Origin of the sequence: Anaerozeibacter quisquiliarum (assembly GCF_051162045.1) — a bacterium.
Lineage (GTDB): Bacteria > Bacillota > Clostridia > Christensenellales > Aristaeellaceae > Anaerozeibacter > Anaerozeibacter quisquiliarum.
This window is the reverse complement of the sequence record NZ_JBISDI010000022.1, coordinates 43,453-69,318: the sequence shown is the minus strand read 5'-3', so window position 1 is coordinate 69,318 and position 25,866 is coordinate 43,453. Positions and strand designations below refer to the sequence as shown.

Here is a 25,866-nt window from a genome sequence, read left to right as displayed (position 1 = left end):
GACTTGCGCGCAATGGGGGGCGTGGTGTAATATGGACGCAAACTGGGATGACCGGAAGCGCAAATGCGCCGGCATTTGTGCGTACAGCCGGATGGGTCTGTGCAAGAATGACGGACAGACCCTTATTTTTCTCCCTCGATCTCTTCCATTCCAAGAATTTCCGCGCCATCATCCTTTTGACGCGTCGTCTGCGCTCCCGCAGGTAGTGTTGTATCGCAACTTCATTTTATTCGCTTGCGCTGACTTTGTCTTCCTCCCTTTTCCGCCCGCTCGTCGCTGCAAAACGCTTGCCCTTACCCTTGCGCGGGCTTCATCCAAGCCTTTGCGCAACTTACATCCCATAAACGCAACTTGCCTGCGAATTCATTGAGCAACGCGCATAAATGATCTATACTGCTCTGGATGACAGACGAAAGGGCGTATCTTTTATGCTTGGGATCATTACTCTATTCGTTGCGCTTGGCGCGCAGGTCGCCTTTCTTGTTTTTCGGATGACAACCGGAAACTGGCAGTCCAAGGCGGCGCACTTTGCCCGGATCACCGCGTTCATCACATTTTCTCTTCTGACGGTTACGGGGATATATTGGTGGGGATTCCGCTGGATGGGTTTGTTTTTGCTGCTGGCGGTTCTGGCAGTTTTCAGCGTCCTGCATTTTGCAGGGCGCTCAAAAAAGGAAAAACGATATCGAGGGCTCCGCGTCGTATTTTCTTGTATAGGCGGATGCCTGCTTGCCTCGTTTTGCATTCTGCCCGGCATCCTGTTTCCGCAGTTCAAGGAAGTCGTGCCCACCGGCTCCCTTGGTGTGGATACTCAAAGCGTGACGCTTGTGGACAAATCGCGCGTCGATCCGTTTTCTCATTCGGGCGAGAATCGAAGGCTGACCGTGCAGTTCTGGTATCCGTCCGTGGCGGGAAACACAGGTGCTTTCCCATTGGTCGTCTTTTCCCATGGGGCGTTCGGCTTTCGCGGCAGCAATCTCTCCACTTTCAAAAACCTGGCCAGCAACGGGTATGTCGTTTGCAGCATCGACCACAGCCATCATTCCTTTTATGCTCGGCATATGGACGGGAGCGGTACGCCGGTCAATTGGGATTTTCTGAACGACGCGGTCAACATCACCAACGGAGCGTATGACGGGAGTGCGGCCTACGGCAAAACGCATGAATGGCTGGCGCTGCGCGCTGCCGATATGAATTTCGTCCTGGATGAAATCTTGAACGACAGGCTCGGGAAGATACCGCAGGACGTCTCGTCCAAGATTGACGCGGACAAAATCGGGCTGTTCGGGCATTCCCTTGGCGGCGCGACGGCCGCGCAATTGGGCAGAGAACGCCCGGGTGTGGGCGCTGTGGCCGTGCTCGACGGCACCATGTTCGGCGAAGAAGTCTCGTTTGAGAATGGGAACGCAGTCTTAAACGAGAATCCGTATCCGGTCCCCCTTTTGAATCTGTACAGCGAAAGCCATTACGACGACGCGCATGAGCAGGGGTTATCATATGACAACCTGTCCGCCAGCGCACACGCGGCGCAGGCGTATGATGTGGTGATTCATGGTTCCGGGCATCTGAATTTTACCGACCTTCCGCTCTTTTCCCCGGCACTGGCGCACATGCTCGGCACCGGCCAGGTGGACAGCCGGTATTGCATTGAGACGATGAACCAAATCGTGCTGGAGTTTTTCAACCATACGCTGAAAGGCGGCGCGGGCCTGCATCTGCAACCGGAGTATTGAAGGCGGCGGCATCCGGCTGCTGGAGGCAGGATCGGGGCGTAATGAGGGGCTTGGGAGGGGGTATCAAAACGCGCCGCTCCATACCCCCTTTATAGATGCCCGCAGGTTGCTGTCACGGCCGAAAAATTACATCTGTGACGGTTATTGCGCTGGATGGCGCGACCCGTATAAGCTATAATGGTGCAATGGATGCTCCCCAGCACATCCGCCGCCATTGATACGCTTCTCCCCTACACGGAATCTGAGCGTCAATCGGTCGCGGCAAGTTTAGAAGGTGGCGTTTTGAAAGTTGCAATCAGGAAGATCGGCGCAGATATGGACGAACAGGTCATTGTCCATTGCTACGAAGTAAACGAAGAGGTCAAAAGCATCGTCCGGTTTGCGAAATCCACCGGGGCGACACTGCCCGGATATATCGAGGAACGCGTGAGCCGGATCGCCCTGCAGGACATCTTATATGTGGAGGCGGTCGATAACAAGGTGTTTGCCTATAACGCAGAAAAGACCTACGAGCTCAAGTGCAAACTGTATGAATTTGAAGCGGCGCACGAGGACAGGAAGTTTTTCCGGTGTTCAAAGTCCTTCGTCATCAACCTGATGAAGGTGGATCACGTGCGCCCCATCCTGAACGGCAGGTTCTCCGCGACCATGTCCAACGGGGAGGAAGTCATCATCTCGCGGCAGTACGTGCCGGAATTGAAAAAAAGATTGCTGGGTGGAGAAGCATGAGACTGAAAGCCTTCTTGAAAAGATGCCTGATGGAGTACTTTGTCATCACCACCTGCGTGACGGCCGCTATCGCCGTCCTGGGGCTGCGCCTCGATCCGGCGGCGAAGTTCGGCTATGAGGCATATTTCTCGCCCCTCCTTTGGGGCCTGGTGAGCCTTGCGCCCTCCATCGCCACATACTCGCGCAAGGAACTGACGTTTCGCCAAACGCTGATTCGCAAGCTTTTTCACCTTGCGCTATTGGAAGCGACGCTTACCGCGTTCGGACACTGGGCCGAGATTGTGCATGGTTTCGGCGATACGGTCTGTTTTGCGCTCGCCGTTTTTATCGTTTATCTTGCCGTCAATGGGATAAGCTGGTATCTGGATAATAGGGAAGCCGTCGAAATCAACAAAACGCTTAAGGCGCTGCAGGGAAGAAAATAGGCCTTTCTCTCCCGGGAGCCGTTGTCGCTTCGACGCTCTCCGGCTCCGCTTCCCCGACCTCCCCGGTCATCGCCGTCGCCCGGCTCCGTTCCCCGGGGCATGGGCTGCCGCGTTTTCCGTGTCCGCGCCCGCGGGAATTCCTCGGGCGTTTTTGTGTCGATTGATCCGCTCGCCCATCCCCATGGCTCGCTCCTGCGTTCGTTGTTGCAGGTGTGCCTTGAAGCGCTGTTATCTTACTCATTCACGGGTGGAAGGCAAGGCTCCCGACAAAGAAAAGCGCCAAAGATCTTGGCCATTCGGCGGGCGGATCGAGATAACCTCCCGTCAACAATCCAGGCCGATTGCAGCGTCGGCGCCGAGCAGATCGGATTGTTCCCTCCAATTTGTACCACTCCCGATTTCCGTGAATGAGCAATTGGCGAAAGAGCAATACTATTTTTCGGAATTCAAAATCATGGAAAGGAGATCAGCCATGTCTCAATTGAACCAGATAGAGCTGCAAAACCTCCGACACCTGATCGGGGCGCACGAAACAGCCTGTCTAAAGATGCAGTCCTATGCCGAACACTCCACGGATCCCCAGGTTAGGGCCTACTTCCAGAAATCCGCTCAGGACGCCCAGAACACGAAGCAAAAGCTTCTGTCGTTCTTGCAGTAAAGGAGGATAGAATCATGTTTTCGGAAAAAGCAATGGTCAATGATGCGCTCGCCTCGGTGAAAAGCAGCCTTACCGTTTACGCCAACACGATATCCGAATGTGCCAACCCTACGCTCCGCAGCACGATTCAACAGATAAGGGACAACTGTGAGACTTCCCAGTATGAGCTTTTTAAGTTGGCCCAGACAAAAGACTATTACAAGCCTGCCGTCATGGCAAAGGACGACGAGATCCAGCAAACGAAAATGCAGTTCCAAAGCTAACAGGCCAGGAAGAAATCCGGCTGGCAATCTTTCCGCAAAAAGACTGCCAGCCGGATTGATTTTTGGCGTAGGCAAGCGCCGATTGATTCGGGCGCCTTATGGCGAGATGCCGGAGAGGCCGTTCGCGGCAGTCCGGGAAGGTTAAATTCGCAGCAGGGTCAGTTTCCCTTATTGACACACCGCGGCAAGTAACATATATTAACATCGTCCACCTTTTTGAAGTCATGCGGCAAGAAGTGTGCCCTCCGTTACAAAGCCCGGAGGAATTGAAAGGGGCATTCAAAGCATACATTGGGTATTATTTGAAGAACCCCCGGATTTCCAGATTCTTCTACTTTACACATTCCAAAAGTGGAATGAAACGTTCAAGCGTTTCGTAATGAGCGGTCGGCTGGGGGAAAAGGATATCGAAACAGTAGCCAAACCCGTCCGTTTGCGCAGTACACGGCATGCTCATGCTGAGCTTCTCCGACAATGGCGACCTGGGTGAAAGCGAATCTCCATCGGGACTTGGATAAAATCATCGACTATTTGCTGTAAGCAATCTGGAGGTGCAAGGATGAACGTTGGGATTATCGTCCACTCGCATACCGGCAACACGCTCTCCGTAGCGCAGAATCTAAAGCAGGCGCTCTCATCCGCAGGACACGCCGTTTCAATCGAAAGAGTATCCGCTCTCAACGACGAAGAGGCCGATGTGCAGAAAATCAAGCTCAATGAAATACCCGATGTCGGCCTATACGATGTCTTGCTTTTCGGTGCTCCGGTGCGCGGCTTTTCGCTCTCTCCGGTCATGCAGGCATACTTGGCTGGCATCCAATCTCTCGGCGGTAAAAAAACCGCTTGCTTTGTCACACAGTTCTTCCCCTTCGCCTGGATGGGAGGACAACGCGCGCTCAGGCAGATGTGCGATATCTGCAAGAACAAGGGTGCCTCCCTTTATGGAACGGGCATCGTCAACTGGTCGAGGGCGAAAGCGCGCGAAAAGCAGATCGAAGCGATGGCCGGGAAGCTTTGCGTGTTCAATTGACAGTTTGTATGCCGGTGAGTCTCACGCTGTAATAAGGAGCTTCGATCATGAAAAAAAAGCGGAAGATTGTCCTTTCGATTATCCTTTTGGTTGTTGCAGGCGGATTTTTCACCGTAAAAGGGATATTGGCGCACGTCGAGGCAAACCTTGCGGCGCTAAAAAGCGTGGCAATCGCGCAAACCGATTTGGCCGCTTTGAAGGGTGGAACCTATTTCGGGAGCTATTCCGTCTTTCCCGTTTCCGCCGAGGTCAACGTCACGGTAAAGGATCACATGATTACCGGAATTGAACTTGTAAAGCATACGCATGGGCAAGGCGCCCCGGCGGAGGTGATTCCGGGCAAGGTGGTTGAAGCGCAATCCCTGCGGGTGGATTCCGTGTCCGGGGCCACATACAGCAGCATGGTCATATTGAAGGCCATCGAAAACGCCCTGCTTGCCGCCGGTCAATAGAGCGGTCACATTGCGGTGTTTGTCCTATGTCTACGCCAAAATCCATCTCAGAGTGGTTGAGGACGGGCTCAGGTCTCCCGGCCAAGGCGGATCGCGGCCGACAGCAGCAAAAGCAGGATGCCGGACAGGATCATCAACGCCCGCATGGGCAGCGCGTCGGACAGCGGGCCGAATACGGCCATGCCCACGGGGAGGAAGCCGCTGTACATGGCCCCCAGGAAGCCGAAGACCCGGCCCTGCATGGCGGGTTCGGTCTGCTCCTGGATGATCGTGGTCGTGGCGGTCTGCACCGCGGTGAGCGCGATGCCGTAGGCGGACATCAGGATCAGGTAGATCGGGAAGCTGCGGATCGCGCCCATGCCGATCGCCAGCGCGCCGAACGCCGCCATGCCGATGACCAGCGTCCTTGCCCGGTTGGCGAAGCCGCCCCATGTGCCCACGAGCAGCCCGCCGACGGCCATACCGAGGAAACCGACGATCTCCACGACGCTCATGTAGGCGTAGCTGTCCGCGTAGGTGCGGCTGACGAACAGCGTCGCCAGGAATCCGGCGGGCACCGTCAGGAAGATGAACAGCCCGTAGCCGAGCAGCAGCTTGCCGATCATGCGATGCCGGGCGGCGTACCGCATGCCCAGCGCGATCTGCACGCGGACGGGGGGGCCCGCCTCGGTTGCCGCCTGCTTCGGAATCGCGATGCAGGCGAGCAGGCCGATGCCAACGAGCGCGGTGGCGATGTCGATAAACAGGGTGTTACGCAGGCTGCCGAAGCTCAGGATCGCCCCGGCAGCGGCTGGGGCCGCAAACTGCACGGCCGACTGCAGCGCCGCGTTGATGCCGTTAAAGCGCATCAGGCTGCCCTCCGGCACCAACTGCGGGATCATCGCGTTCACGGCGGGCGTCTGGATGCCCGCGCCCAGCGAGCGCAGCGCGGAGGCGACGAGCAGCGCGATCCGCAGTGCGGAGGTCTCGCCGAGCACGGGGAACAGCAGCGCCAGGGCCAGCGTCGCGGCGGCGATGGCGGCGTCGGCGAGGATAATCAGCGTCTTTCGCGGATACCGATCGGCCCAGGCCCCCGCGACGAACGAGATCAGGAATTGCGGCACAAACGAGCAGATGCTCAGCGCGGACACCCACGCGCCCGAGGATGTGTTGAGCGTCACATACCAGACGATGGCAAACTGCACCAGCGACGAGCCGAACAGTGTGATCCCCTGACTGATCAGGAAGGCGACGGTCTTTCTATGGAAGTCTGTCATCATTCGTTCCCTCGCGTCTTCATCATGCTTGCGCTCATTATAGCATGCCGGCGGCAAAATGTGTTTGACAATGATTGCGGTTTTTGCTACGCTTGGCTGGGTATATAGAGTAGTGTACAAATGACGGAGGTGGGACGATGGCAGAGGCGCTGTTGTGGGCCGCGGCGGGCACCGGTTTTACCTTTTTGATGACGGCGTTGGGCGCGGCGATGGTGTTCATATTCCGCAAGGAGATGACCGGCGGCGTTCAGAAGATCTTCCTGGGCTTCGCGGCGGGCGTGATGATCGCGGCCTCGGTGTGGAGCCTGCTCATTCCGGCGATCGACGAGGTCGAGGCCGCCGGCGGCATCAGCTGGATCCCGGCGGCGGGCGGCTTCATCCTCGGCATCGCGTTTCTATACGGACTGGACATGCTGATTCCGCACCTGCATCTGGATACGGGCGAGGCGGAGGGCCCGTCCTCGAAGATGAAGCGGACGACGCTGCTCGTCATGGCGATCACGCTGCACAACATCCCCGAGGGCATGGCGGTGGGCCTGTCGTTCGCCCTGGCGGCGCAGCACGGCGGCGACCCGGCGATGTATGCCGCGGCGATGGCGCTGGCGCTGGGCATCGGCATCCAGAACTTCCCGGAGGGCGCGGCGGTGTCGCTGCCGCTGCGCCAGGAGGGCGCAAGCCTCAATCGCGCGTTTCTCCTGGGCAGCATGTCGGGCCTTGTCGAGCCAATCTTCGGCCTGGCCACGGTGCTGCTGGCATCGTTGATCGCGCCCTACATGCCGTGGCTTCTTTCGTTCGCGGCCGGCGCGATGATGTACGTGGTGGTGGAGGAACTGATCCCCGAGGCGCACTTGGGCGAGCACTCCAACGTCGGCACCATGGGCGTGATGGCCGGATTCCTGATTATGATGATTCTGGACGTCGCGCTGGGCTGACGCCCAGTCCCTCCCCCCTGGGGCTCTTACGTGGATGAGCCTCGCTCCTTGAAGGTAAGCAAAGGCTGTAGCGGCTATTCCTGGCGCTACAGCCTTTGTGTTTTGAAGCGCGCGTTACTGCTCCTTCTTGCCCGCGTAGGCGGCGATCAGCGCAAGCGCCAGCACCGCGCCCTTGACGGCGGGCAACACGTAGAACGGGACGGCGAGGATCGTCAGCCCGTTTTCGAGCGTGGACACCAGCATCGCGCCCACCAGCGTGCCCAGCGCGTTGGGCTTTTCCGCGCCGCCTACCGAGCGGCCGACGAACACCGCCGCCAGCGCCTGCATCAGATAAACGTCGCAGCACATGACCTGTGCGGAGCTGCCGCGGGAGGAAACCAAAATCCCGCCGATGGCGATGAACACCGCGGTAATCATGCCGGCCAGGTAGCGGTAGCCCTTGACGTTGATGCCGGAGAGCTTCGCCGCCTGCTTGTTGCCGCCCATCGCGTAGATGAACCGACCGTGCTTGGTGTACTCCAGAAAGACGTGGGCGACCAGCACGCAGGCCAGCATGATGATGATGATCCACGGCGCGCGGCCGATGGCGGAGAAGGAATCCGACAGCGCCGTGCGCACCGGGGCCGAGCCGTTGGGCAGGCGCATGCCGGTGGAGACCGCGCCGCCGCCGATGTACCACTGGCCGAGGCCCTGGTGCACGAACATCAGCGCGCAGGTGGCCAGCATGTCGGGGATCTTGCACACCAGGATCAGGAACATCGTCAGCTGGTACATGATCCAGGTGGCAATCAGGGTCATTACGACGCACAGCCACAGGTCCAGCCCGTACCACAGATAGCAGCTGACGAACACGTAGGCGGAGCAGCTGGCCAGCGTGCAGGCGGACATGTCGAAGCCGTCGGGCGCCATCGTCACGGTGGCCGCGATGCCGAACACCGTGGTGATGGACATGGCGCGCAGGATGTTTATCATGTTGGCTTCCGACATGAAGCTCGAGCCCTTGAGCGCGGTAAAGATCACAAAGCACAACCCCAGCGTGATGACGGCCGCCCAGTCCACGAGGAAGCGCAGAACGCTCTTGCTTTTTCCCTGATTCAGGGGATTGGGTTTCAGCGTGGCTTGCATGGATGGTTCTCCTCCCTGCGTTGAACTAATAATCGGACCGGCTGCCGACGGCGTAATGCATGATCTCGTCCTCGTTGGTCTCGGCGGTGTCGAGCTGCGCCATCACGCTGCCGTCGTACAACACGTAGATGCGGTCGGTGATGGACAACAGCTCGGCGTTTTCGCAGGAGGCGTAGATCACGCTGTTGCCCTGCCGGGTGATCTCATGAATCAGACGGAAGATGTCCTGCTTCGCGCCCACATCGACGCCCTTGGTGGGCTCGTCGAAGATGTACACGTCGCAATCCGCGGCCAGCCACTTGCCGACGACCACCTTCTGCTGGTTGCCGCCGGACAGGTTCTTGACCAGCTGGTGGATCGTCGGCGTGGCGATGCCCAGCTCTTCGACGTACCGACGGGCGTTTTGGTCGGTCTTGCGCTTGTTGATGAACGACAGCGTACAGAACTTGCCGAGCGACGACGCCGACAGATTGAACGACACGGTCTCATTGACCAGCACGCCCTCCTTGCGCCGCTCCTCGGGCACCAGCGCGATCCGGTGCTTCACGGCGTGGGTGGGGATGTCGATCTTGAGGTCCCGCCCGTTCAGGCGAACGGTTCCGCCCGTCTTCCTGTAAGCGCCGAAGATCGTCTTGCACAGCTCGGACTTGCCCGCGCCCACGAGGCCGGCGATGCCGACGATCTCGCCCTTTTTGACGTAAAAGGATACGTCGTTGACCTTGCCGTCCGCGCCGGAGAGGTGGGTAACCTCGAACACCGTATCCCCGATCGCCGCCTTCTCCGCATTCGCCTTGAAGACTTCCTCAAAAGTGCGGCCCAGCATCTTCTCCACGATTTCGCGGGTGGTGGTGGCCGCAGTAACCGGGGCGGTGTCCACGATCTCGCCGTTGCGCATCACGGTGTACTTTTCGCAAATCTGCAGCACCTCGTTCAGGCGGTGGGAGATGAAGATGATCGCGATATTCTCCGTCTGCCGCAAGTGCCTGACCAGCCGGAACAGCTCTGACGTCTCGGTGTCGCTCAAGGGGGCGGTCGGCTCGTCGAGGATCAGGAAGCTGCACTCGGAAGCGATGGCCTTGGCGATCAGCACCATCTGCTTCTGCGCCAGCGATAGGTTCTGTACGAGCTTGCGCACGCCGACGTCGATGTTCAGGCGCTGAAGGATCGCCTTGGCCTGACGGCGCATGCGGCCCCAGTGGACCAGCGGGTCGCGCTTGTCCATGAGCATGTTGCCCAGCATGACGTTCTCCGCCACGGACAGCGTGGGGATCAGCGCGGTGTCCACCTCCTGGTAGACGATCTGGATGCCGTGCTTCTTGGCGGCCAGCGTACTTCTGAGGTCGATCACACGGCCGTTTAAGTACACCTCGCCGGTATAATCGGGGTTAGCCCCCGAGAATATCTTCATCAATGTGGATTTCCCGGCCCCGTTTGCGCCGACGACCGCGCGGATCTCGCCGGTTGAAACCTCGAAATTGACGTTCGTCAACGCCTTGACGCCGGGAAACTCGATAGAGACATTGCGCGTCCCAAGCGTGAGCTTTTCCATGGACTTCCCTCCAAGTTCTGACAAAGAAGCGCCGGAGCAAGACTCCGACGCCTCTTTGTCAAGAAACATTGCTCAATGGGTCAGCCGTGCTTAACGATTAGTGGATCAGATTGGCCGGCATCCAATCGGCGACGGACAGGTAGGACAGGTTGCCGTAGGTGTCGGGCGCCACGCCTTCGCCGAGGTTGTCCACGGTGGATTCGGGCTTGAGGCTGGAGGCCAGGATCGCGGAGCCGGGCACTTCAACCCAATCCACGCCGGTCTTGCCGGTGGCGGGGTCGAGGATCTTGTCGTACTCGCCGGCCAGCTCGAGCATGAGCAGGCGCATCGCGATTTCGCCGTTCAGCGTCCAGTCGGTGGTGCCGGCGGCCGTCCAGATGTCGGGGCGGGTAATCATGTTGGTCACGTCCACGGGGTCGATGTCCACGGAGACCATCGGCAGCGCCTTGCCGGACTTGCCGTTGAAATTGTCATTCTCGATGATCGCGTTGTACACGCCCTGGCCGTAGCAGTCGTAGTAGGCGACCACGCCATCCACGCTGGCCGGGTCGAGGCCCTGCAGGTAGGCGGCGGTCACGTTGTTGGCGGAGTCCACGGTGTCCTGCAGCGGCTGCACTTCGCCGACGGTCACGATCTTGCCGGCGGCTTCATACTCTTCCCAGCCGACCTGGCGGCGATCGAACGGGCTGTTGTAGTTCGGGCCGCGCCAGACCTTGACCAGGCGGACGCCCTCGCCGAAGTCGGCGATGAACTTGTCAAGCAAAACCGTCACGAGGCTCTTGTCCTGCTGGAACAGCTGGGTGACGCCGGGCAGCTTCTTGGCTTCGCCGTCGGCATAGAACTGGGTGTCGAAGCAGACGATCTTGAGGTTCGGGTACTGCTCCGTGATGCCCTTGAGGAACACGTAGGAGCCGTCCTTGTTGCCGTGGCTGAGCAGCAGCCCGTCATAGCCGGCGGCCGCGCAGCTGGAGATGGTGTCCTGCCACTTGTTGAAGTCGTTGTCGCAGAAGAAGAAGTCGAACTGTACGCCCAGCTTGCCGCACAGGTCCGCGCAGGAGTCCTTCCACATCTGGAAGATGGTGGCGGAGGTCAGCTGCATAATGTAGGCGACCTTCTTGCCGGCGACGGGATTCGCGGGTTCGGCGAGGGCCGAGGTTGCGAGGGCGAGGACCATCAGGAGAGCCAGCACCAGGGAAATGATCTTTTTCATTGGTCATCCTCCTATGTTTGATTTCTCGGAGTCCGCGACATAGCACCAACCGCGACCACCATCGCATTCGCCATGCGGTGTCCTTTCCCCTGCCGCACCGTGCGGTACCGAACCGCCGCCCGGCGCTAAGGGGTCCGCCCCCGCGTTGCCTGAAAGCGTCGGCGCAGCGCCGCCACGCCTGCGTTTTCAGGCTTGGCGAAGACGAAAAAGCCACTCGCCTGACAAACGCGCTACCGGTCGCGGTTGGTGTTGACTCCTTGTTACGTGCAGTATAGCACCTCTTATGGCTAAATGCAAGTGAAACATCAATGTTTCTTTAGTCACTGTACCAGTTTATGATTAGTCCACGAAAACGAGTGAATCCGGGCGTTTAGCGCCGCCTGGGCGCACTTCTGTTCACTGTTTAGTTCGAAAATTTTGCAATATACGAAATAACTTATTGACAATAGCCGAGGGTGAAACTATAATGTGAGCGTATACTGATAAGCGTTGCAGCTTCTAAACGTAACTAAACAATCGCTGGACTGACTAGTCATTACGGGAAAGCGGCAGGTGATTGACCATGGCAAACGATCGCAAATACCCCACCGACCTTGAGGCCAGGCGGCTGATCGTCGAGGTCGGCCGACGCATGTACGCAAAAAACTTCGTGGCCGCCAACGACGGCAACATCAGCTGCCGGGTGGCGCAAGACCTGATCTGGGCCACGCCCACCGGCGTCTCGAAGGGCTTCATGCAAGAGGACGAGCTGGTCAAGATGCGCCTGGACGGCACGGTCATGTCCCGGGGCGCGCTCGCGCCCTCGAGCGAGGTCAAGATGCATCTGCGCATCTATCAGGAGAACCCCGACGCCTGGGGCGTGTGCCACGCGCACCCGCCCGTCAGCACCTCCTACGCGATCGCGGGCATCAGTCTGGACCGGGCCATCTACCCCGAAGCGCTGGTCAATCTGGGCACCGTGCCCTGCGTACACTACGAGCCGCCGGGCTCCCAGGGCATCCCGGACTCGGTCGCCCCCTATGCGCGTGACTACAACGCGCTGCTGCTGGCCAACCACGGCGTGGTGGCCTGGGGGCCGTCGCTGATGGAGGCCTGGTACCGGCTGGAGGCCACCGAGCACTACGCGATGATTTTGATGTACACCGGCAACATCATCGGCAAGGCCAATGTGCTCAGCTGCGAGCAGGTGGACGAACTGATCGAGATCCGCAGAAAGCTGGGCATCACCTCGGGCGGCGTGCCGCCCTGCTCCGCGCGCGCCACCAACACCGAGGACGTGCTGGCCGCACACTCGCCGATTGCCGATGACAATTGCGGCTGCGCGGGCCGGGGCGCGAGCGACGAGGACGTCAAGGCGATCACCCAGGCGGTGATCGCGCGGCTGAACGGCCTGAACCTCGCATGAAGGCCGTGGTGTTGGGCGGCGTGGCGGCCGGCATGAGCGCCGCGTCGAAGCTCAAACGCGAGCGGCCCGACGCGACCGTGCACGTCTACGAGCGCGGCAGCTTCTTATCTTATGGCGCTTGCGGCCTGCCCTACTACATCGGCGGCCAGAACCCCGACGCGGTCAAGCTGATCGCCCGCACGCGCGAACAGTTCGAGCAGGCGGGCATCCGCACGTTTCTTCGGCATGAGGCGCTCAAGGTGGACGCCGCGGCCAAGCGGGTCGAGATCCGTGACCACGACGGCGGCGAGACCTTTTGGGACGATTACGACGTGCTGATGGTGGCCGTGGGCGCGAACAGCGTGATGCCGCAGGTAGAAGGCGCGGATTTGCCCGCGGTATTCTACGTCAAGACGATGGAGGACGCCTTGCTGTTCGAGCAGGTCGCGCGCCTGAATGGCGTGAACGAGGTGGCGATCGTCGGCGGCGGCTACATCGGCGTGGAGATGGCCGAGGCGATGCTGTCCCTGGGCAAGCAGGTCACGCTGATCGAGGCGTCGGATCGGCTGCTGGCCCCGTTCGAGCCGGAGTTCTCGGAACTGGCGGCGCAGGAGCTCGAAAAGCAGGGCGTCGCCCTGAAGCTGCGGGAGAAGGTCGCCGCGTTCCGCGAGGCGGGCGATCATCGGCTGGTCGAGACCGACCGGGGCGAATACCGGGCCGACGTGATCCTGGTGGCCGTGGGCGTCGCGCCCGCGACCGGATTTCTGAAGGACACCGGCATCGAGATGGCGCGCAACGGCGCGCTGATCGTGGACCGGGCGCAGCGCACGAGCCTGAAGGACGTGTTCGCGGCCGGCGACTGCGCGGTATGCTGGCATCGGGTGGCGCGGGAATACTACTTCCTGCCGCTGGGCACGGTGGCCAACAAGTGCGGGCGCATCGCCGGGGCCAACATGGCGGGCGGGCATGAGCAATTCGAAGGCGCGCTGGGCACGGCGGCGATCAAGGTGTGCGGCTTGGAAATGGCGCGCACCGGCCTTGGCGAGCGGGAGGCCGCACGCCTGGGGCTCGACTGCGCGACCAGGCTGGTGACGGCGTCCGACCACCCGGCCTACTACCCCGAGCCGACGAAGCTCGTAATCAAGCTGGTCTACGAGAAAGGCACGCTGAAGCTGCTGGGCGCGAACATCGCGGGCGCAAAGGGCGCGGTGCTCAGGGGCGACATCTTCGCCGCCGCCATCCACGCCGGGATGACCACGGCGGAACTGGGCATGACGGATCTGGCCTACGCGCCGCCGTTCGCCACCGTATGGGACGCGGTGCATATTGCCGCCAACGCCGCGAAATGACGAAAGGGGGTGCCCCCTTGAGCAAGCTTACCGACCTGGCCCGGGCGATGGGCGGCATCCCGGACGGAGCGTTGCTGGCCCTGGGCGGCAACACGCTCAACCGCGCGCCGATGGCGGCCTGCATGGAATTGGCGCGGCAGAAGAAGCGCGCGCTGCAATTGGTCAAGACCGCAGGCGGCATGGACGTGGACATGCTGTGTCTCGCGGGTTGCGTCGGCAGCGTACACGCCGGCTTCGTCAGCCTCGAAACCGAGTACGGCCTGTGCCGGAACTATCGAAAGGCCGTCGAGTCGGGCGCGGTGACGGCCCACGAGCACGCCTGCTACACGGTGATTTCCGCACTGCGCGCCGCCAGCTACGGCATCCCGTTCATGCCCGTGAGCGGGCTTAAGGTCAGCGACCTGGTGGCCGCAAACGATTATTTCGCCGAGGTGACCGATCCGTTCACCGGCGAGGGGCTGAATGCGGTCAAGGCCATCCGACCGGATGTCGCCGTCCTGCACGTTCATCTGGCCGACGAGGAGGGCAACGCGCGGATCGAGGGGCCGCCGTACGAGGACGCGCTGCTGGCGCGCTCGGCGCGCTCGGTGATCGTAACCTGCGAGCGCGTCGTGGGCGCGGGCTACTTCGCGCGTTCGGCGGCAAAGGCGCAAATCCCGCACTTCTTGGTGCGCGCCGTGGTACACGCGCCGCGGGGCGCGGCCCCCGGCGCCTGCCCCGGCGTCTACGGCGTAAACGGCGAGGCCATCCGCGCCTACCAGGCGCTGGAAGACGCGCAGGCGCTGAACGCGTGGCTCAAAAGGAGGCCGACATGCTGAGGCCCTGCGACATCATGGCGGTCGAGCTTGCGCGGCTGATCCGCGACGGGGAGACGGTGTTCCACGGCGTCAGCTCCCACCTGCCGCTGGTCGCCACGCTGCTGGCGAAGGCCACCCACGCGCCGCGCGCCGTGCACCTGAACATCCCCGGCGGCGTGGACCCGCAAAGGCCGAGGCTTGAGCGCTTCACCAGCGCGGGCGACGCGCTGTGGACCGAGGCCGCTTCGGAATTTCCGCTGATGGACGTGTTCGACCTCAGCATGCGGGGCGGGCTGGACGTGGCCTTCCTGAGCGGCGTGCAGTTCGACAGTCGCGGCGGCGTCAACGCCTCGGTGATCGGCGACTACGCAAGGCCCAAGGTGCGCCTGCCCGGCGGCGCGGGCAGCGCGGTGCTGATCCCCACGGCGAAGCGCGCGATCCTCTGGCGCACCAAGCACGACCGCCGCACCTTTACGCAGGCGCTCGACTTCGTGACCGCCCGGGGCCATGTATCCGACGTGGTGACGCCGCTGTGCAGCTTCGCCATGTACCGCGGGGAGCTGATCTTAAAGAGCGTGCACCCCTCCTCCTCGATCGAGGAGGTCGCGGACAACACCGGCTTTGCGATCCGGTACCTCACGCTCGCGACCACCGCGCCCCCGACCGAGGAGCAGATGCGCCGGCTCGTAGAGATCGACCCGCAGGACCTGCGCAGCCTGGAATTTCGATAACGCGTCATTATTTGATAGAGAGGGAGTCCTGACCATGTCACGCTTCGATACCTACTTCCTGATGAAGACCTCAGACGTGCCGGACTACGTGAAGGAAAAGGGCTACATGAGCGCGGATGCGCGGCTCTGCGCCAAGGAGATCGGCGACGGCAACCTGAACTACGTGTTCCGCGTGGTGGACGAAGCGTCCGGCCGCAGCGTGATCGTCAAGCAGGCGGGCGAGGCGCTGCGCATCTCGGCCGAGATGAAGGTGTCCACCGACCGCAACCGCATCGAGAGCGAGATCCTCGAGATCCAATGGAAGTACGCGTCGGGCCTCGTGCCCAAGATCTTCGGCTACGACACGACGATGTGCGCCTGTGTGATGGAGGATCTGTCCGATCACCGGCTGATGCGCTACGCGCTGATGGATCATGAGACCTTCCCGCGCTTTGCCGAGGACATCTCCACCTTCATGGTCAACACGCTGCTCAAAACCACCGACGTGGCCATGGAGCACAAGGCCAAGAAGGACCTGGTCAAGCGCTTCATCAACCCGGAGCTGTGCGAGATCACCGAGGATCTGGTGCTGACCGAGCCCTACAACGACGCGGCCGGCCGCAACATCGTGTTCCCGGCGAACGCGGAATTCGTCAGGCGCGAGCTCTACGAGGACGAAGCGCTGCACCTCGAAATCGCCAAGCTCAAGTTCGACTTCATGAACAACGCCCAGGCGCTGATCCACGGCGACCTGCACACCGGCTCGATCTTTGTCAGGCCCGACTCCACGCGCGTGTTCGACCCGGAGTTCGCGTTCTACGGCCCGATGGGCTACGATGTGGGCAATGTGGTCGCCAACCTGATCTTCGCCTACGACAACGGCTGCGCCGCAGGCAACGCGGCCTTTTGCGACTGGACGCTCAGGACGATCGAGGAAGTGCTCGACCTGTTCAAGCAGAAGTTCCTCGCCTGCTTTGACGACTGCGTGTCCGATCGCATGGCCAAGACCCCGGGTTTTAAGGAATGGTACCTGTCCACCATCATGGCCGACACCGCCGCCTACGCGGGCACCGAGCTGATCCGCCGCACCGTGGGCATGGCGCAGGTCAAGGACGTGACCACGATCAAAGATCCCGGCAAGCGCGCGCGGGCCGAGCGGCTGAACATCCTGTGCGCCAAGGATTACATCATGCACCGCGCCGCGTTCCAGGAGGGCCGCGACTTCGTCGCCGCCGTTAGGCGGGCGGCGGAAATTGCCGGGTAAAGGAGGAATACACATGAAAGGCAAGAACATCATGAGCTACGAGACCGTCGCGCTCGACGACCGGAACAGCGCGCTGGTCATCATCGACCAGACCCGGCTGCCCTATGAAGTCGAAATGCTGCACCTGACAGGGCAGAAGGACATCTGGGACGCGATTTACCTGCTCAAGGTGCGGGGCGCGCCCGCGATCGGCGTAGCCGCGGCGTTCGGCGCGTACCTGGCCGCGAAGGGGATCGAGGCCGCGAACTGGGCAGATTTTTACCGCCAGTTCAAGCCCGCCAAGGACTACCTGGACTCCGCCCGGCCCACCGCCGTCAACCTGTCCTGGGCGCTCGGCCGTATGGAGCGGGTGGTGCTGGACCACAGGGACGCCTCCGTCCCGGAGCTCAAAGAGCTGCTGCACCGGGAATCGGTCGCGATCAAGGACGAGGACGTATGGATGTGCCGCCAGATCGGCGAGTACGGTTTGTCGCTGATTAAGGACGGCGACGGCATCCTGACCCACTGCAACGCGGGGCAGCTGGCCACCTCGAAGTACGGCACCGCGCTGGCCCCGATCCATCTGGGCCGTGAAAAGGGCATGAACTTCAAGGTGTTCACCGACGAGACGCGGCCGCTGCTGCAGGGCGCGCGGCTGTCCGCCTTCGAGTTGCTGGCCGACGGCGTGGACACCACGGTGATCTGCGACAACATGGCCTCCCAGGTCATGAAAAACGGCTGGGTGCAGGCGGTATTCGTCGGCTGCGACAGGGTGGCCGCCAACGGCGACGCCTGCAACAAGATCGGCACCTCGGGCGTGGCGATTCTGGCCAAGCACTACGGCATCCCGTTCTACGTGTGCGGCCCCACCTCCACGATCGACATGAGCGTTAAGCGCGGCGAGGACATCCCGATCGAGCAGCGCCCCGACCACGAGGTGACCGAGATGTGGTATAAGCGGCGCATGGCTCCCGAGGGCGTCAAGGTGTACAACCCGGCCTTCGATTTTGCGGACCACGAGCTGATTACCGCGATCATCACCGAGTACGGCATCGCGCGGCCGCCGTACAGCGAGAGCCTGAAGCAGATCTTCGAGAAGAAAAAGGCGGCGCGGCCATGAGCGAACCTGCAATCAAGACCTACCGGGGCGCGCAAGGGCCGCGCGAAGACGCAGAGGGGAGGGCGCGCATGGCGCTGACCGAACGGGATATCCTGAGCATCGCGGATGAGATCGTGCGCAGCCTGTCCGGCGCCCGGACGGCCTCGCTGAGCCCTTCGCCGGATGGCCGCTGGCTCTGCGATACCGCGGAGGAGGCCGTGACGAGGGCCGCGAAGGCGCAGCGGCAGCTTGCCGAACTGACGCTCGAGAAGCGCTCCGAACTGGTCGAGGCCATGCGCGGCGCCGCCATCGAGCACGCGCAGCGCCTGGCGGAGCTGGCCAACGAAGAGACCGGCTACGGCCGCGTCGCCGACAAGCTGCAAAAAAACCTGCTGGCCGCGCGCAGGACGCCCGGCGTCGAGGATCTCGGCACCTACTGCAAGACCGGCGACAACGGCATGATGATCGTGGAGCAGGCGCCGTTCGGCGTCATCGGCTCGATCACGCCCTCGACCAACCCCACCGCCACCGTAATCAACAACGCCATCAGCATGATCGCGGCGGGCAACGCGGTGGTATTCAACCCCCACCCCGCGGCCAAGCGCGCCTCCCAGGAGGCCATGCGCGTGCTGGCGGATGCGATCGCCCGCGCCGGCGGGCCGGAGGCGCTGATTACCACCGTGAAGGAACCCACGCTCGCGAGCGGGCAGGCCGTCATGACCCATCCGGACGTGGCGATGCTGTCGATCACCGGCGGCGAGGCGGTGGTGGCCGTCGCGATGAAGACCGGCAAGAAGGTCGTGGCCGCGGGCCCCGGCAACCCGCCGGCGATCGTGGACGACACCGCCGACATCCCCAAGGCCGCCAAGGACATCGTGGACGGCGCGAGTTTCGACAACAACGTGCTGTGCATCGCGGAGAAGGAGGTATTCGTCTTCGCCTCCGTAGCCGACCGGCTGATGGCCGAGATGGAGAAGCGCGGCGCGCACCGCGTTTCCGGTGCGGACATCGACAAGATCGTGCGCACGGTGCTGGTTCAAAAGGACGGCAAGTACGTCATCAACCGCAAGTACGTGGGCCGGGACGCCGCTTGCATCCTGCGCGACGCCGGTGTCGCCTGCCCGGGCGATCCCCGGCTGGTAATCGCTGAAGTCGACGCGGATCACCCGTTTGTGACGACCGAGATGCTGATGCCGGTGCTCGCTATCGTGCGGGTACGGGACATCGACGAAGCCGTCGAGCAAGCGCTGCGCGCGGAGCAAAACAACAGGCACTCGGCGATGATCCACTCGGCCAATGTGCACAACATGTCCAAGGCCGCGCGCCGGATGGGTACCACGCTGTTCGTCAAAAACGCGCCCAGCTACGCGGGGCTGGGCATGGGGGGCGAGGGCTACACCTCGATGACCATCGCCACCCCGACCGGCGAGGGCATCACCACCGCGCGGACGTTCACGCGGCTGCGCCGCTGCGTGCTGTACGGCGATTTCAGAATCAGCTAGAAAACCATTGTGAAGGAGAAGGACTATGGAAAAGCAAGCGTTGGGCATGGTGGAGACCCGCGGCCTCGTGGGTTCGATCGAGGCGGCGGACGCGATGGTCAAGGCGGCCAATGTGCGCCTGATCGGCAAGGAGCATGTGGGCGGCGGCCTGGTGACGGTGATGGTGCGCGGCGACGTGGGCGCGGTCAAGGCCTCGGTCGAGGCCGGCGGCGCGGCGGCGAAGCGCGTGGGCGAGCTGGTCAGCGTGCATGTGATCCCGCGTCCCCACGAGGACGTGGAAGCCATTCTGCCTAAGCTGTAAGAAGGAGAACGCTATGTTGAAAGGTATTTCGCCCTTGCTGTCGCCTGACCTGCTGAAAGTCCTGGCGGAGATGGGGCACGGCGACGAGCTGGTGATCGGCGACGCGAACTTCCCGGCCCAGAGCATGGGCCAGCGCTGTGTGCGTGCGGACGGGGTGGGCGGCGTTCCGCTGCTCGACGCGATCCTGGCGCTTCTGCCGCTCGACACCTTTGTGGCCGCGCCGGTTCACCTGATGCAGGTGGTGCCGGGCTCGATGGAGGCGGATCCGCCGATCTGGAGCGAGTTCCAGGCAACGGTGGAAGCGCACCAGCCGGGCACGAAGATCGATTGGATCGAGCGCTTTGAGTTCTACGATCGGGCGCGCAAGGCCTACGCCTGCGTGTCCACCAGCGAGCGCGCATTGTACGCGTGCGTGATCCTCAAAAAAGGTGTCCTGTAGTGGCTCTGAGAGGCGGATGTTATGACGATCAGGGAAATTGCCCAACTGGCAGGCGTATCACCGACGGCGGTTTCGTTGGTCATCAACAATAAGAAGGGCGTCAGCGACCAGACCCGGCAGCGGGTGCGCGCGGTGATCGATGAGCACAACTATGCGGTTCCCGGCCGCAAGCAAGCCGCCAGGCCCAAGCGATTCCGCCTCTGCGTGGTAAAATTCCGCACCCACGGCATCGCGATCGAGGAAAACCAGGGGTTCATCGCCTCCATCATCGACCAGATCGAGCGGGAATGCCGCTACTACGGCTACGAGATGGCGATGGTCAACTGCGAGGTGGCGACCGCCGCCCAGACGCTCAGGGAGCTCATGGAGTCGCCCCCCGACGGCGCGATCCTGCTAGGCACCGAACTGGGCCAGGGCGACTACAAGCTGCTCGACATTCTGAGCGTACCCACCGTGGTGCTGGACCACAGCATGCGCGACGTACACGTCGATTCCGTGGTGATGGATAACGAAGCGATCAGCGCCGAGGCGGTGCGCTATCTGTACAGCCTCGGCTACTGCTCCATCGGCTATCTGCGCTTCAATATCCCGATCGGCAACTGCGAGGAGCGCTACCAGGGCTACCTCAAGGAGATGGCCAGGCTCGCGCTGAGCGTGCCCGCGCCCATCAACGTCACGCCCACGCTCAGCGGCGCCTACGCGGACATGAAGCGGCTGCTGGAGGCGGGCTATGTCCCGAGCGGCGCCTGCGTCGCCGACAACGACACCGTGGCGATCGGCGTCATGAAGGCCATCCGCGAGGCCGGCTACCGCATCCCCGAGGACATCTCGGTGATCGGCGTGGACGACATTCCGTTCAGCGCCATGACGATGCCCGCGCTGACCACGATGCGCATCTCCCGCTCGGCGCTGGGTACGCTGGCGGTAGACACGCTGCGCAAGCGCATCAAGAGCCCCAGCTGGCCCACGCTGCGCATCCGGGTGGGCGCGCGGCTGGTGGTGCGCGGCAGCACCCGGAGAGATCAACCGGAGGAGGGACGCCCATGCTTGTAGGCCGCGTCACCGGCAACGTGGTCAGCACCAACAAGTCCAAGGCGCTCGGCGGCGTAAAGCTGCTGATCGTACAGCCCGTTGCGCTTGATACCTTGAAAATGTCAAACGACTACGTGATCTGCGTGGACGACGTGGGCGCGGGCGAAGGCGACCTGGTGTTCTGCGCCTACGGCAGCTCCGCCCGGCAGTCGGACACGACGAAGCAGCTGGCGTCGGACTACTCGATCTACGGCATCCTGGACTCGATCGACCTGCGCGGTACGCGGGTCTACGACAAGGCGAAGGAGGCGGACGCATGCAGCTGGCCAAGGTGATCGGCTCCGTCGTGAGCACCCGCAAGTCCGATCGGCTGAATGGGCTCAAGCTGCTGGTGGCGGTGCCCATCGACATGGACACGATGCAGGAGAAGGGCGCGCCGTTTGTCACCGTGGACGCCGTGGGCGCGGGCGAGGGCGAGATCGTGATGTGGGCGGGCGGCAGTTCCTCGCGCCAGACCGATCTGACTACCGGCAAGCCGGTGGACAGCACGATCGTGGGCATCGTGGACTTTGTGGACGTGCTGGGTAAGCGCAAGTACGACAAAGGCGCGGAGGCCGGGCTATGAAGCTGGCGCGCGTGACCGGCACGGTGGTGTCCACCGTCAAGTACGAAAAATACCGCGGCCTCAAGCTGCTCAAGGTGCGCTATCTGGATCTCGACATGAACGAAGCGGGCGAGGAGTTGGTGGCGCTGGACGCGGCGAACGCCGGCGTGGGCGACATCGTGCTGGCCAACAACGACGGCGGCGCGGCGCAGATGGTGATGGAGGACAAGCAGCTGATCGCCGGCATCACGCTGTGCGGCGTGGTCGATTCGTTTACCTGCCAAGGCAAGACGACCCGGTGTCACGGGTAACGCGAATGAGGAGGGCGAATGCTTGAACATCGGACGGGTGGTCGGCACGGTGGTGTGCACGGTGAAGACGGCGACGCTTAAGGGCATCAAGCTGATGGTGGTACGCCAGCTCGTGGGCGGCGCGGAAAAGGGGCTGGTGATCGCCTGCGACGGCACACGCCAGGCGGGCATCGGCGATACGGTATTCATGATCGGCCGCGCCGAAGCCGCGCTGATGCTGAGCCGCGAAGCCCCCCCGCCCAGCGACCTGACCATCGCCGGCATCATCGACCCGGAGACGCTGTAAAGAGAATCCCGAACGCAAATTTTTAGCAACGGAGGGCCGGCTATGAACACCATGAACGACCGCCTCCTGTACAGCGTCTACTTCGCGCCGCGGGGCGTGGTGCGCATGACGCTGATGGGCCAGACCATCGCGGCGCGGCACCTGAGCCCGTTCGACCGGCTGATCGGCATCGTGGGCGAGGCCGGCTCGGGCAAGAGCATGCTGGTCAAGGGCATGTTCCCCGGGCTCGAGATGACCAACGACGACAACGGCGTCAACGTGCGCCCGCTGCCCATCCTGTCGGTGGACGAGGGCGGCTTCTTCAGCCCGCACACCTACCACATGGACATCCGCTTCGAGTCGGCATTCACTCAGATGGGCGTACTGGCCGAGGCGGTGGAGGCCGCGCTCAGGCTCGGCAAGCGGGTGGTGGTGGAGCACTTCGACCTGCTGAGGCCCTTCATCTCGTTCAACGCCGAGCTGCTGATCGGCGTGGGTGAGGAGATCCTGGTCACGCGGCCTACGATCTTCGGCCCCCACCCCGCCGACATCGCCGAGATCGTGTTCCGCTCGATCCGCTACCGAAAGATGGCGCACACCGCCGAGGACCTGTCCGAGCGCGAGCTCGTCAACCAGACGCAGCTGCGCTTCCAGCACGGCGACGTGCGGCATGGATTCGTGCTGGAATTCGACGAGCGCCCGCCGATCGATATCGCGAAGATCGAGGCCTATGTGCTTTCGCAAATCGCGCTCGATTTGCCGGTTTCATTCCGCGACGAGAACCACATCATGTTCGGCGACACGGCGCACATATGCACCGGGCCGCGCATGCATGTGCGCTCCACCGGCGAGATCGAGGGGTTCCGCATGGTGCCCGAGATCAAGTACGATCCGATGTCGGAGAAGCACCTGCTGGTGGGGCTGGTCGGGGGCGTCGATCTCAACGACGTGAGCGACCTCAACCGGATTAAGGGGTATGACTAAACCGAGGCAGCACAAGACCCTCCGGCGGGACCGCGTCAACCGGGCGCTGGAGCGCATATTCGACCACCCAATGACCGTCGTGGAAGCGCCGATCGGCTACGGCAAGACCACGGCGGTATGGGATTTTCTCGCGCTCAGGGGAACGCCGGTCGTCTGGACCTCGTTTTACCCCGAGGACGACACGGCGCAGTCGTTTTGGGCGCGCTTCGCGGCCGAAATCGGCAAGCTCGACGAGGCGGCGGGCCGTCGTCTGCGGTGCCTCGGCGTGCCTTCCGACGCGCCGCAGACGGCGGCGATGATCGCCATCATCGATGGGATAGATTGGAGACCCGACACCGCGATCGTCGTCGACGACTTCCACCTGGCAAGGGACATGAAGCTGACCACGCTGTTCCGGCGCTTCGTCACCGAGCTGCCGGGCAACCTGCACATCGTCCTCCTGACCCGCGACACCTCGAACCTCGACGTTGCAGAGCTGGCCGCCAAGGGACTATGCAGCATCCTGCCCCAACGCACGCTGCGCTTCACCGACGGGGAACTGCGGGCCTACTGCGCACTGATGGGCTTTCGCCCCGGCGAGGAAGCGCTGAAAAGGGTCGCAACATACACGGACGGCTGGATCTCGCTGGCATACCTGATTTTGCTCGGGATCGAGCAGGGCATCCCGGTGGGCGGGGGCAGCGCCATCGACGAACTGGTGGAACAGGTGCTCTACAAGGCCTACGACGAGCCGATTCGGCGATTTCTCAGGCGCGTGTCCGTGATGGACGCCTTCACGGCGGATCAGGCGCGCTTCGTGACCGAGGAAGCATGCGCCGGGGACATCCTCAGGCGGTTACGCCGGGAAAACGCCTTTATCTCCTATGACGAGCCGGCGGACTTGTACCGCATCCACAACGTGCTGCTGGATTTCCTGCGCCTAAGGCAGGACGATGCCGAGCGAGCGCCGCTCTACCGGCGCGTGGGCGAGTGGCACCTTCAGCAAGGGGCGGTCAAGCCCGCCTGCGCCTGCCTCTGCCGCGCCGGGGAGGTGAAACGCGTGCTTTCCCTGCTCGACGACGAGGACGCCATCACCAACGATTCCGCCGAATTCGACGGCGCGCTCGACATGTTCGCCGCGGCGCCCCGCACATTGCTGCTTAAGTACCCGCTCGCCTGCCTGCAATACGTCGTCATGCTGCTCTTAAGCGGCGGTAGCGAGGCGCCAGGGCATGCCGTGGCGCTTCTGGACGCGCTGCAGGCGCATTATGAGTGCGCCGCGGACATCGATTCCAGCCGCCGCAGCCGCGTGCTCTCGGAGATCAGCACCGCGCGCGTGTTCGTCGTGTTCAACGACGCGCACAAGATGGTGGCCTGCACGAACGAGGCGCTTCGGCTGCTTGGAGGCGGCAGCTCCCGGCTGATTCGGCGCGAGGGCGAGTTCACCTTCGGCTGCCCGCACTTTTTGTACACCTACTACCGGGAGCCGGGCCGGCTGCGCGAGACAGCCTCATACATGGCCGCCGAATTCCCCGCGTTTTCGCGGCTGGCGAACGGCTGCGGCACCGGCTGCGACTACGTGACGCTGGCCGAATATGCGCTCGAGACCGGCGACTGGCCGGCGGCGGAGCTGAACGCTTTCAAGGCGATCTACAAGGCGCATAGCATGGGCCAGACCGGCATCATCCTGTGCGCTGGGCTGACGCTCGCACGGCTGTACATCCACCAGGGCAGGATCGGCGAGGCGCTCGGCCACCTGCGCGGGCTGCGCGCCGACGTGGAGCAAGAAAACCGCGCCGTCTACAACACCACGCTGGATCTGATCGAGGGCTATGTCCACGCATGCCTGATGCGACCGGACGGCATCCCCGAGTGGCTGCGCACCGGCGACATGTCCCCGGCCCGCTTCATGTATCAGGGCATGGCGTTCAACTACATCGTCTACGGCAAGGCCGTGCTGCTGTCGAAGGATTTCCTGCGGCTCGAGATGCTAACCGAAACCCTCCCGCAATACTTCGGCATCCTGCGCAACCAGCTGGGTCTCGTGCACAACCAGATCCTCGGCGCGGCGGCCAAGTACCGGTTGTACGGCATGGAGGTGGGTTCGGCGGCGCTGCGGGCGGCGCTCGACATCGGCCGAACCGACCGGCTGATCCTGCCCTTCGCGGAGTACGCCCCGGCGATCCTCGACATGATGCGCCGCGTCGCCTGCGACGCATACACCCAGTCCGTGCTCGCGGCCTGCGAACAATATGCAAGCAGCCTGAGCCGCGCTCCGCAAGCCGCCACTTTGCCGACGCCGCGCGAGCTCGAGGTGCTGCGCCTGACCGCCGAGGGCCTGCGTCGGGATGAAGTCGCGGCGCGGATGTTTGTCTCCCCGGGTACGGTCAAGGCGCACTTGGAGAACATCTACCGCAAGCTCGGGGTCAGCGGCAAGACCGCGGCGCTGAAGAAGGCGCAGATGTTGAAAATCCTCTGATCTCCCGCCGCAAAATATGCCGTTCG

The 25,866-nt window shown here is 62.5% G+C and carries 27 protein-coding genes and 1 pseudogene; 24 read left to right on the top strand and 4 right to left on the bottom strand.

What is annotated here, in order from left to right; translation table 11 throughout:
• Positions 1-428: 428 nt before the first annotated feature.
• The 7 genes from ACH6CV_RS11035 (at position 429) to ACH6CV_RS11005 (ending at position 5,290) form a co-directional block, all read left to right on the top strand.
• Positions 429-1,733, top strand: a complete 1,305-nt coding sequence (locus ACH6CV_RS11035; protein ID WP_456358248.1) for an alpha/beta hydrolase family protein — start codon at positions 429-431, stop codon at positions 1,731-1,733.
• A gap of 282 nt (positions 1,734-2,015) precedes the next feature.
• Positions 2,016-2,462, top strand: a complete 447-nt coding sequence (locus ACH6CV_RS11030) for a LytTR family DNA-binding domain-containing protein (protein WP_456358247.1) — start codon at positions 2,016-2,018, stop codon at positions 2,460-2,462.
• A complete protein-coding gene (locus tag ACH6CV_RS11025; RefSeq protein ID WP_456358246.1) occupies positions 2,459-2,887 on the top strand; it encodes a hypothetical protein in 429 nt (142 codons plus the stop codon). Before ACH6CV_RS11030 ends, ACH6CV_RS11025 begins: the two co-directional genes overlap by 4 nt.
• A 472-nt stretch (positions 2,888-3,359) precedes the next feature.
• Entirely contained in the window at positions 3,360-3,545 is a 186-nt protein-coding gene (locus ACH6CV_RS11020; protein WP_456358251.1) for a hypothetical protein, read from the top strand.
• 14 nt (positions 3,546-3,559) lie between these two features.
• Complete coding sequence (locus ACH6CV_RS11015) at positions 3,560-3,808, top strand: spore coat protein (protein ID WP_456358245.1); 249 nt, start codon at positions 3,560-3,562, stop codon at positions 3,806-3,808.
• A gap of 559 nt (positions 3,809-4,367) precedes the next feature.
• The gene (locus tag ACH6CV_RS11010) at positions 4,368-4,838 is read left to right on the top strand and encodes a flavodoxin family protein (RefSeq protein ID WP_456358244.1); all 471 of its coding nucleotides are present in this window, start codon (positions 4,368-4,370) and stop codon (positions 4,836-4,838) included.
• 47 nt (positions 4,839-4,885) lie between these two features.
• Positions 4,886-5,290 carry an FMN-binding protein gene (locus tag ACH6CV_RS11005; protein ID WP_456358243.1) on the top strand — a complete coding sequence of 135 codons (405 nt, stop codon included), beginning with the start codon at positions 4,886-4,888 and terminating at the stop codon, positions 5,288-5,290.
• A gap of 68 nt (positions 5,291-5,358) precedes the next feature.
• On the opposite strand, the gene ACH6CV_RS11000 is transcribed toward ACH6CV_RS11005, so the two are convergent.
• Positions 5,359-6,546, bottom strand: a complete 1,188-nt coding sequence (locus ACH6CV_RS11000; protein WP_456358250.1) for an MFS transporter — start codon at positions 6,544-6,546, stop codon at positions 5,359-5,361.
• A gap of 137 nt (positions 6,547-6,683) precedes the next feature.
• On the opposite strand from ACH6CV_RS11000, the gene ACH6CV_RS10995 reads away from it, so the two are divergent.
• Complete coding sequence (locus tag ACH6CV_RS10995) at positions 6,684-7,478, top strand: ZIP family metal transporter (protein WP_456358242.1); 795 nt, start codon at positions 6,684-6,686, stop codon at positions 7,476-7,478.
• A 114-nt stretch (positions 7,479-7,592) separates the two neighbouring features.
• Here ACH6CV_RS10995 and ACH6CV_RS10990 read toward each other — a convergent pair whose 3' ends face one another.
• From ACH6CV_RS10990 to ACH6CV_RS10980, 3 genes and pseudogenes are all read right to left on the bottom strand, one after another.
• Positions 7,593-8,603: an ABC transporter permease gene (locus tag ACH6CV_RS10990; protein ID WP_456358241.1), complete on the bottom strand. Its 1,011-nt coding sequence runs from the start codon at positions 8,601-8,603 to the stop codon at positions 7,593-7,595.
• Between the two features lie 25 nt (positions 8,604-8,628).
• Positions 8,629-10,152 (bottom strand): sugar ABC transporter ATP-binding protein, encoded by a 1,524-nt coding sequence (locus ACH6CV_RS10985; protein ID WP_456358240.1) that lies wholly within the window; start codon positions 10,150-10,152, stop codon positions 8,629-8,631.
• Positions 10,153-10,249: 97 nt separating this feature from the next.
• A pseudogene (locus tag ACH6CV_RS10980) lies at positions 10,250-11,296 on the bottom strand (substrate-binding domain-containing protein); the annotation flags it as partial.
• A 628-nt stretch (positions 11,297-11,924) separates the two neighbouring features.
• Here ACH6CV_RS10980 and ACH6CV_RS10975 point away from each other — a divergent pair.
• Genes ACH6CV_RS10975 through ACH6CV_RS10900 form a run of 16 tightly spaced genes read left to right on the top strand, consistent with a single transcriptional unit; the run spans position 11,925 to position 25,840 of the window.
• Complete coding sequence (locus ACH6CV_RS10975; protein ID WP_456358239.1) at positions 11,925-12,767, top strand: class II aldolase/adducin family protein; 843 nt, start codon at positions 11,925-11,927, stop codon at positions 12,765-12,767.
• Positions 12,764-14,095, top strand: coding sequence for a CoA-disulfide reductase (locus ACH6CV_RS10970; RefSeq protein ID WP_456358238.1), 1,332 nt, complete (start codon positions 12,764-12,766; stop codon positions 14,093-14,095). Before ACH6CV_RS10975 ends, ACH6CV_RS10970 begins: the two co-directional genes overlap by 4 nt.
• A 17-nt stretch (positions 14,096-14,112) precedes the next feature.
• Positions 14,113-14,913: a CoA transferase subunit A gene (locus ACH6CV_RS10965; RefSeq protein WP_456358237.1), complete on the top strand. Its 801-nt coding sequence runs from the start codon at positions 14,113-14,115 to the stop codon at positions 14,911-14,913.
• Positions 14,907-15,623, top strand: a complete 717-nt coding sequence (locus ACH6CV_RS10960; protein ID WP_456358236.1) for a CoA-transferase subunit beta — start codon at positions 14,907-14,909, stop codon at positions 15,621-15,623. Before ACH6CV_RS10965 ends, ACH6CV_RS10960 begins: the two co-directional genes overlap by 7 nt.
• A 34-nt stretch (positions 15,624-15,657) precedes the next feature.
• Entirely contained in the window at positions 15,658-16,866 is a 1,209-nt protein-coding gene (gene mtnK, locus ACH6CV_RS10955; protein WP_456358235.1) for an S-methyl-5-thioribose kinase, read from the top strand.
• 13 nt (positions 16,867-16,879) lie between these two features.
• On the top strand, positions 16,880-17,965 hold the full coding sequence (gene mtnA, locus ACH6CV_RS10950) for an S-methyl-5-thioribose-1-phosphate isomerase (RefSeq protein WP_456358234.1): 1,086 nt from the start codon (positions 16,880-16,882) through the stop codon (positions 17,963-17,965).
• A complete protein-coding gene (locus ACH6CV_RS10945; RefSeq protein ID WP_456358233.1) occupies positions 17,962-19,446 on the top strand; it encodes an aldehyde dehydrogenase family protein in 1,485 nt (494 codons plus the stop codon). The genes mtnA and ACH6CV_RS10945 overlap by 4 nt, the downstream gene beginning before the upstream one ends.
• Before the next feature lie 25 nt (positions 19,447-19,471).
• Positions 19,472-19,747: a BMC domain-containing protein gene (locus ACH6CV_RS10940; protein WP_456358232.1), complete on the top strand. Its 276-nt coding sequence runs from the start codon at positions 19,472-19,474 to the stop codon at positions 19,745-19,747.
• A gap of 13 nt (positions 19,748-19,760) precedes the next feature.
• Positions 19,761-20,186, top strand: coding sequence for an L-fucose mutarotase (gene fucU, locus ACH6CV_RS10935; RefSeq protein ID WP_456358231.1), 426 nt, complete (start codon positions 19,761-19,763; stop codon positions 20,184-20,186).
• Between the two features lie 21 nt (positions 20,187-20,207).
• Positions 20,208-21,239, top strand: a complete 1,032-nt coding sequence (locus tag ACH6CV_RS10930) for a LacI family DNA-binding transcriptional regulator (protein ID WP_456358230.1) — start codon at positions 20,208-20,210, stop codon at positions 21,237-21,239.
• Complete coding sequence (locus tag ACH6CV_RS10925; protein ID WP_456358229.1) at positions 21,230-21,553, top strand: EutN/CcmL family microcompartment protein; 324 nt, start codon at positions 21,230-21,232, stop codon at positions 21,551-21,553. Before ACH6CV_RS10930 ends, ACH6CV_RS10925 begins: the two co-directional genes overlap by 10 nt.
• Positions 21,535-21,843 carry a EutN/CcmL family microcompartment protein gene (locus tag ACH6CV_RS10920; protein ID WP_456358228.1) on the top strand — a complete coding sequence of 103 codons (309 nt, stop codon included), beginning with the start codon at positions 21,535-21,537 and terminating at the stop codon, positions 21,841-21,843. The genes ACH6CV_RS10925 and ACH6CV_RS10920 overlap by 19 nt, the downstream gene beginning before the upstream one ends.
• Positions 21,840-22,133 carry a EutN/CcmL family microcompartment protein gene (locus ACH6CV_RS10915; protein ID WP_456358227.1) on the top strand — a complete coding sequence of 98 codons (294 nt, stop codon included), beginning with the start codon at positions 21,840-21,842 and terminating at the stop codon, positions 22,131-22,133. The genes ACH6CV_RS10920 and ACH6CV_RS10915 overlap by 4 nt, the downstream gene beginning before the upstream one ends.
• 22 nt (positions 22,134-22,155) lie before the next feature.
• On the top strand, positions 22,156-22,419 hold the full coding sequence (locus tag ACH6CV_RS10910; protein ID WP_456358226.1) for a EutN/CcmL family microcompartment protein: 264 nt from the start codon (positions 22,156-22,158) through the stop codon (positions 22,417-22,419).
• Between the two features lie 42 nt (positions 22,420-22,461).
• Complete coding sequence (locus ACH6CV_RS10905; RefSeq protein WP_456358225.1) at positions 22,462-23,382, top strand: alanine-tRNA synthetase second additional domain-containing protein; 921 nt, start codon at positions 22,462-22,464, stop codon at positions 23,380-23,382.
• Complete coding sequence (locus tag ACH6CV_RS10900) at positions 23,375-25,840, top strand: LuxR C-terminal-related transcriptional regulator (protein ID WP_456358224.1); 2,466 nt, start codon at positions 23,375-23,377, stop codon at positions 25,838-25,840. Before ACH6CV_RS10905 ends, ACH6CV_RS10900 begins: the two co-directional genes overlap by 8 nt.
• Positions 25,841-25,866: the final 26 nt, after the last annotated feature.

Bases quoted from the DNA above. Each gene is read 5' to 3' on its own strand.
- ACH6CV_RS11035 (WP_456358248.1), top strand. From the start codon at position 429: ATGCTTGGGATCATTACTCTATTCGTTGCGCTTGGCGCGCAGGTCGCC.
- ACH6CV_RS11025 (WP_456358246.1), top strand. From the start codon at position 2,459: ATGAGACTGAAAGCCTTCTTGAAAAGATGCCTGATGGAGTACTTTGTC.
- ACH6CV_RS11020 (WP_456358251.1), top strand. From the start codon at position 3,360: ATGTCTCAATTGAACCAGATAGAGCTGCAAAACCTCCGACACCTGATC.
- ACH6CV_RS11015 (WP_456358245.1), top strand. From the start codon at position 3,560: ATGTTTTCGGAAAAAGCAATGGTCAATGATGCGCTCGCCTCGGTGAAA.
- ACH6CV_RS11010 (WP_456358244.1), top strand. From the start codon at position 4,368: ATGAACGTTGGGATTATCGTCCACTCGCATACCGGCAACACGCTCTCC.
- ACH6CV_RS11005 (WP_456358243.1), top strand. From the start codon at position 4,886: ATGAAAAAAAAGCGGAAGATTGTCCTTTCGATTATCCTTTTGGTTGTT.
- ACH6CV_RS11000 (WP_456358250.1), bottom strand. From the start codon at position 6,546: ATGACAGACTTCCATAGAAAGACCGTCGCCTTCCTGATCAGTCAGGGG.
- ACH6CV_RS10995 (WP_456358242.1), top strand. From the start codon at position 6,684: ATGGCAGAGGCGCTGTTGTGGGCCGCGGCGGGCACCGGTTTTACCTTT.
- ACH6CV_RS10990 (WP_456358241.1), bottom strand. From the start codon at position 8,603: ATGCAAGCCACGCTGAAACCCAATCCCCTGAATCAGGGAAAAAGCAAG.
- ACH6CV_RS10985 (WP_456358240.1), bottom strand. From the start codon at position 10,152: ATGGAAAAGCTCACGCTTGGGACGCGCAATGTCTCTATCGAGTTTCCC.
- ACH6CV_RS10975 (WP_456358239.1), top strand. From the start codon at position 11,925: ATGGCAAACGATCGCAAATACCCCACCGACCTTGAGGCCAGGCGGCTG.
- ACH6CV_RS10970 (WP_456358238.1), top strand. From the start codon at position 12,764: ATGAAGGCCGTGGTGTTGGGCGGCGTGGCGGCCGGCATGAGCGCCGCG.
- ACH6CV_RS10960 (WP_456358236.1), top strand. From the start codon at position 14,907: ATGCTGAGGCCCTGCGACATCATGGCGGTCGAGCTTGCGCGGCTGATC.
- mtnK (WP_456358235.1), top strand. From the start codon at position 15,658: ATGTCACGCTTCGATACCTACTTCCTGATGAAGACCTCAGACGTGCCG.
- mtnA (WP_456358234.1), top strand. From the start codon at position 16,880: ATGAAAGGCAAGAACATCATGAGCTACGAGACCGTCGCGCTCGACGAC.
- ACH6CV_RS10945 (WP_456358233.1), top strand. From the start codon at position 17,962: ATGAGCGAACCTGCAATCAAGACCTACCGGGGCGCGCAAGGGCCGCGC.
- ACH6CV_RS10940 (WP_456358232.1), top strand. From the start codon at position 19,472: ATGGAAAAGCAAGCGTTGGGCATGGTGGAGACCCGCGGCCTCGTGGGT.
- fucU (WP_456358231.1), top strand. From the start codon at position 19,761: ATGTTGAAAGGTATTTCGCCCTTGCTGTCGCCTGACCTGCTGAAAGTC.
- ACH6CV_RS10930 (WP_456358230.1), top strand. From the start codon at position 20,208: ATGACGATCAGGGAAATTGCCCAACTGGCAGGCGTATCACCGACGGCG.
- ACH6CV_RS10925 (WP_456358229.1), top strand. From the start codon at position 21,230: ATGCTTGTAGGCCGCGTCACCGGCAACGTGGTCAGCACCAACAAGTCC.
- ACH6CV_RS10920 (WP_456358228.1), top strand. From the start codon at position 21,535: ATGCAGCTGGCCAAGGTGATCGGCTCCGTCGTGAGCACCCGCAAGTCC.
- ACH6CV_RS10915 (WP_456358227.1), top strand. From the start codon at position 21,840: ATGAAGCTGGCGCGCGTGACCGGCACGGTGGTGTCCACCGTCAAGTAC.
- ACH6CV_RS10905 (WP_456358225.1), top strand. From the start codon at position 22,462: ATGAACACCATGAACGACCGCCTCCTGTACAGCGTCTACTTCGCGCCG.
- ACH6CV_RS10900 (WP_456358224.1), top strand. From the start codon at position 23,375: ATGACTAAACCGAGGCAGCACAAGACCCTCCGGCGGGACCGCGTCAAC.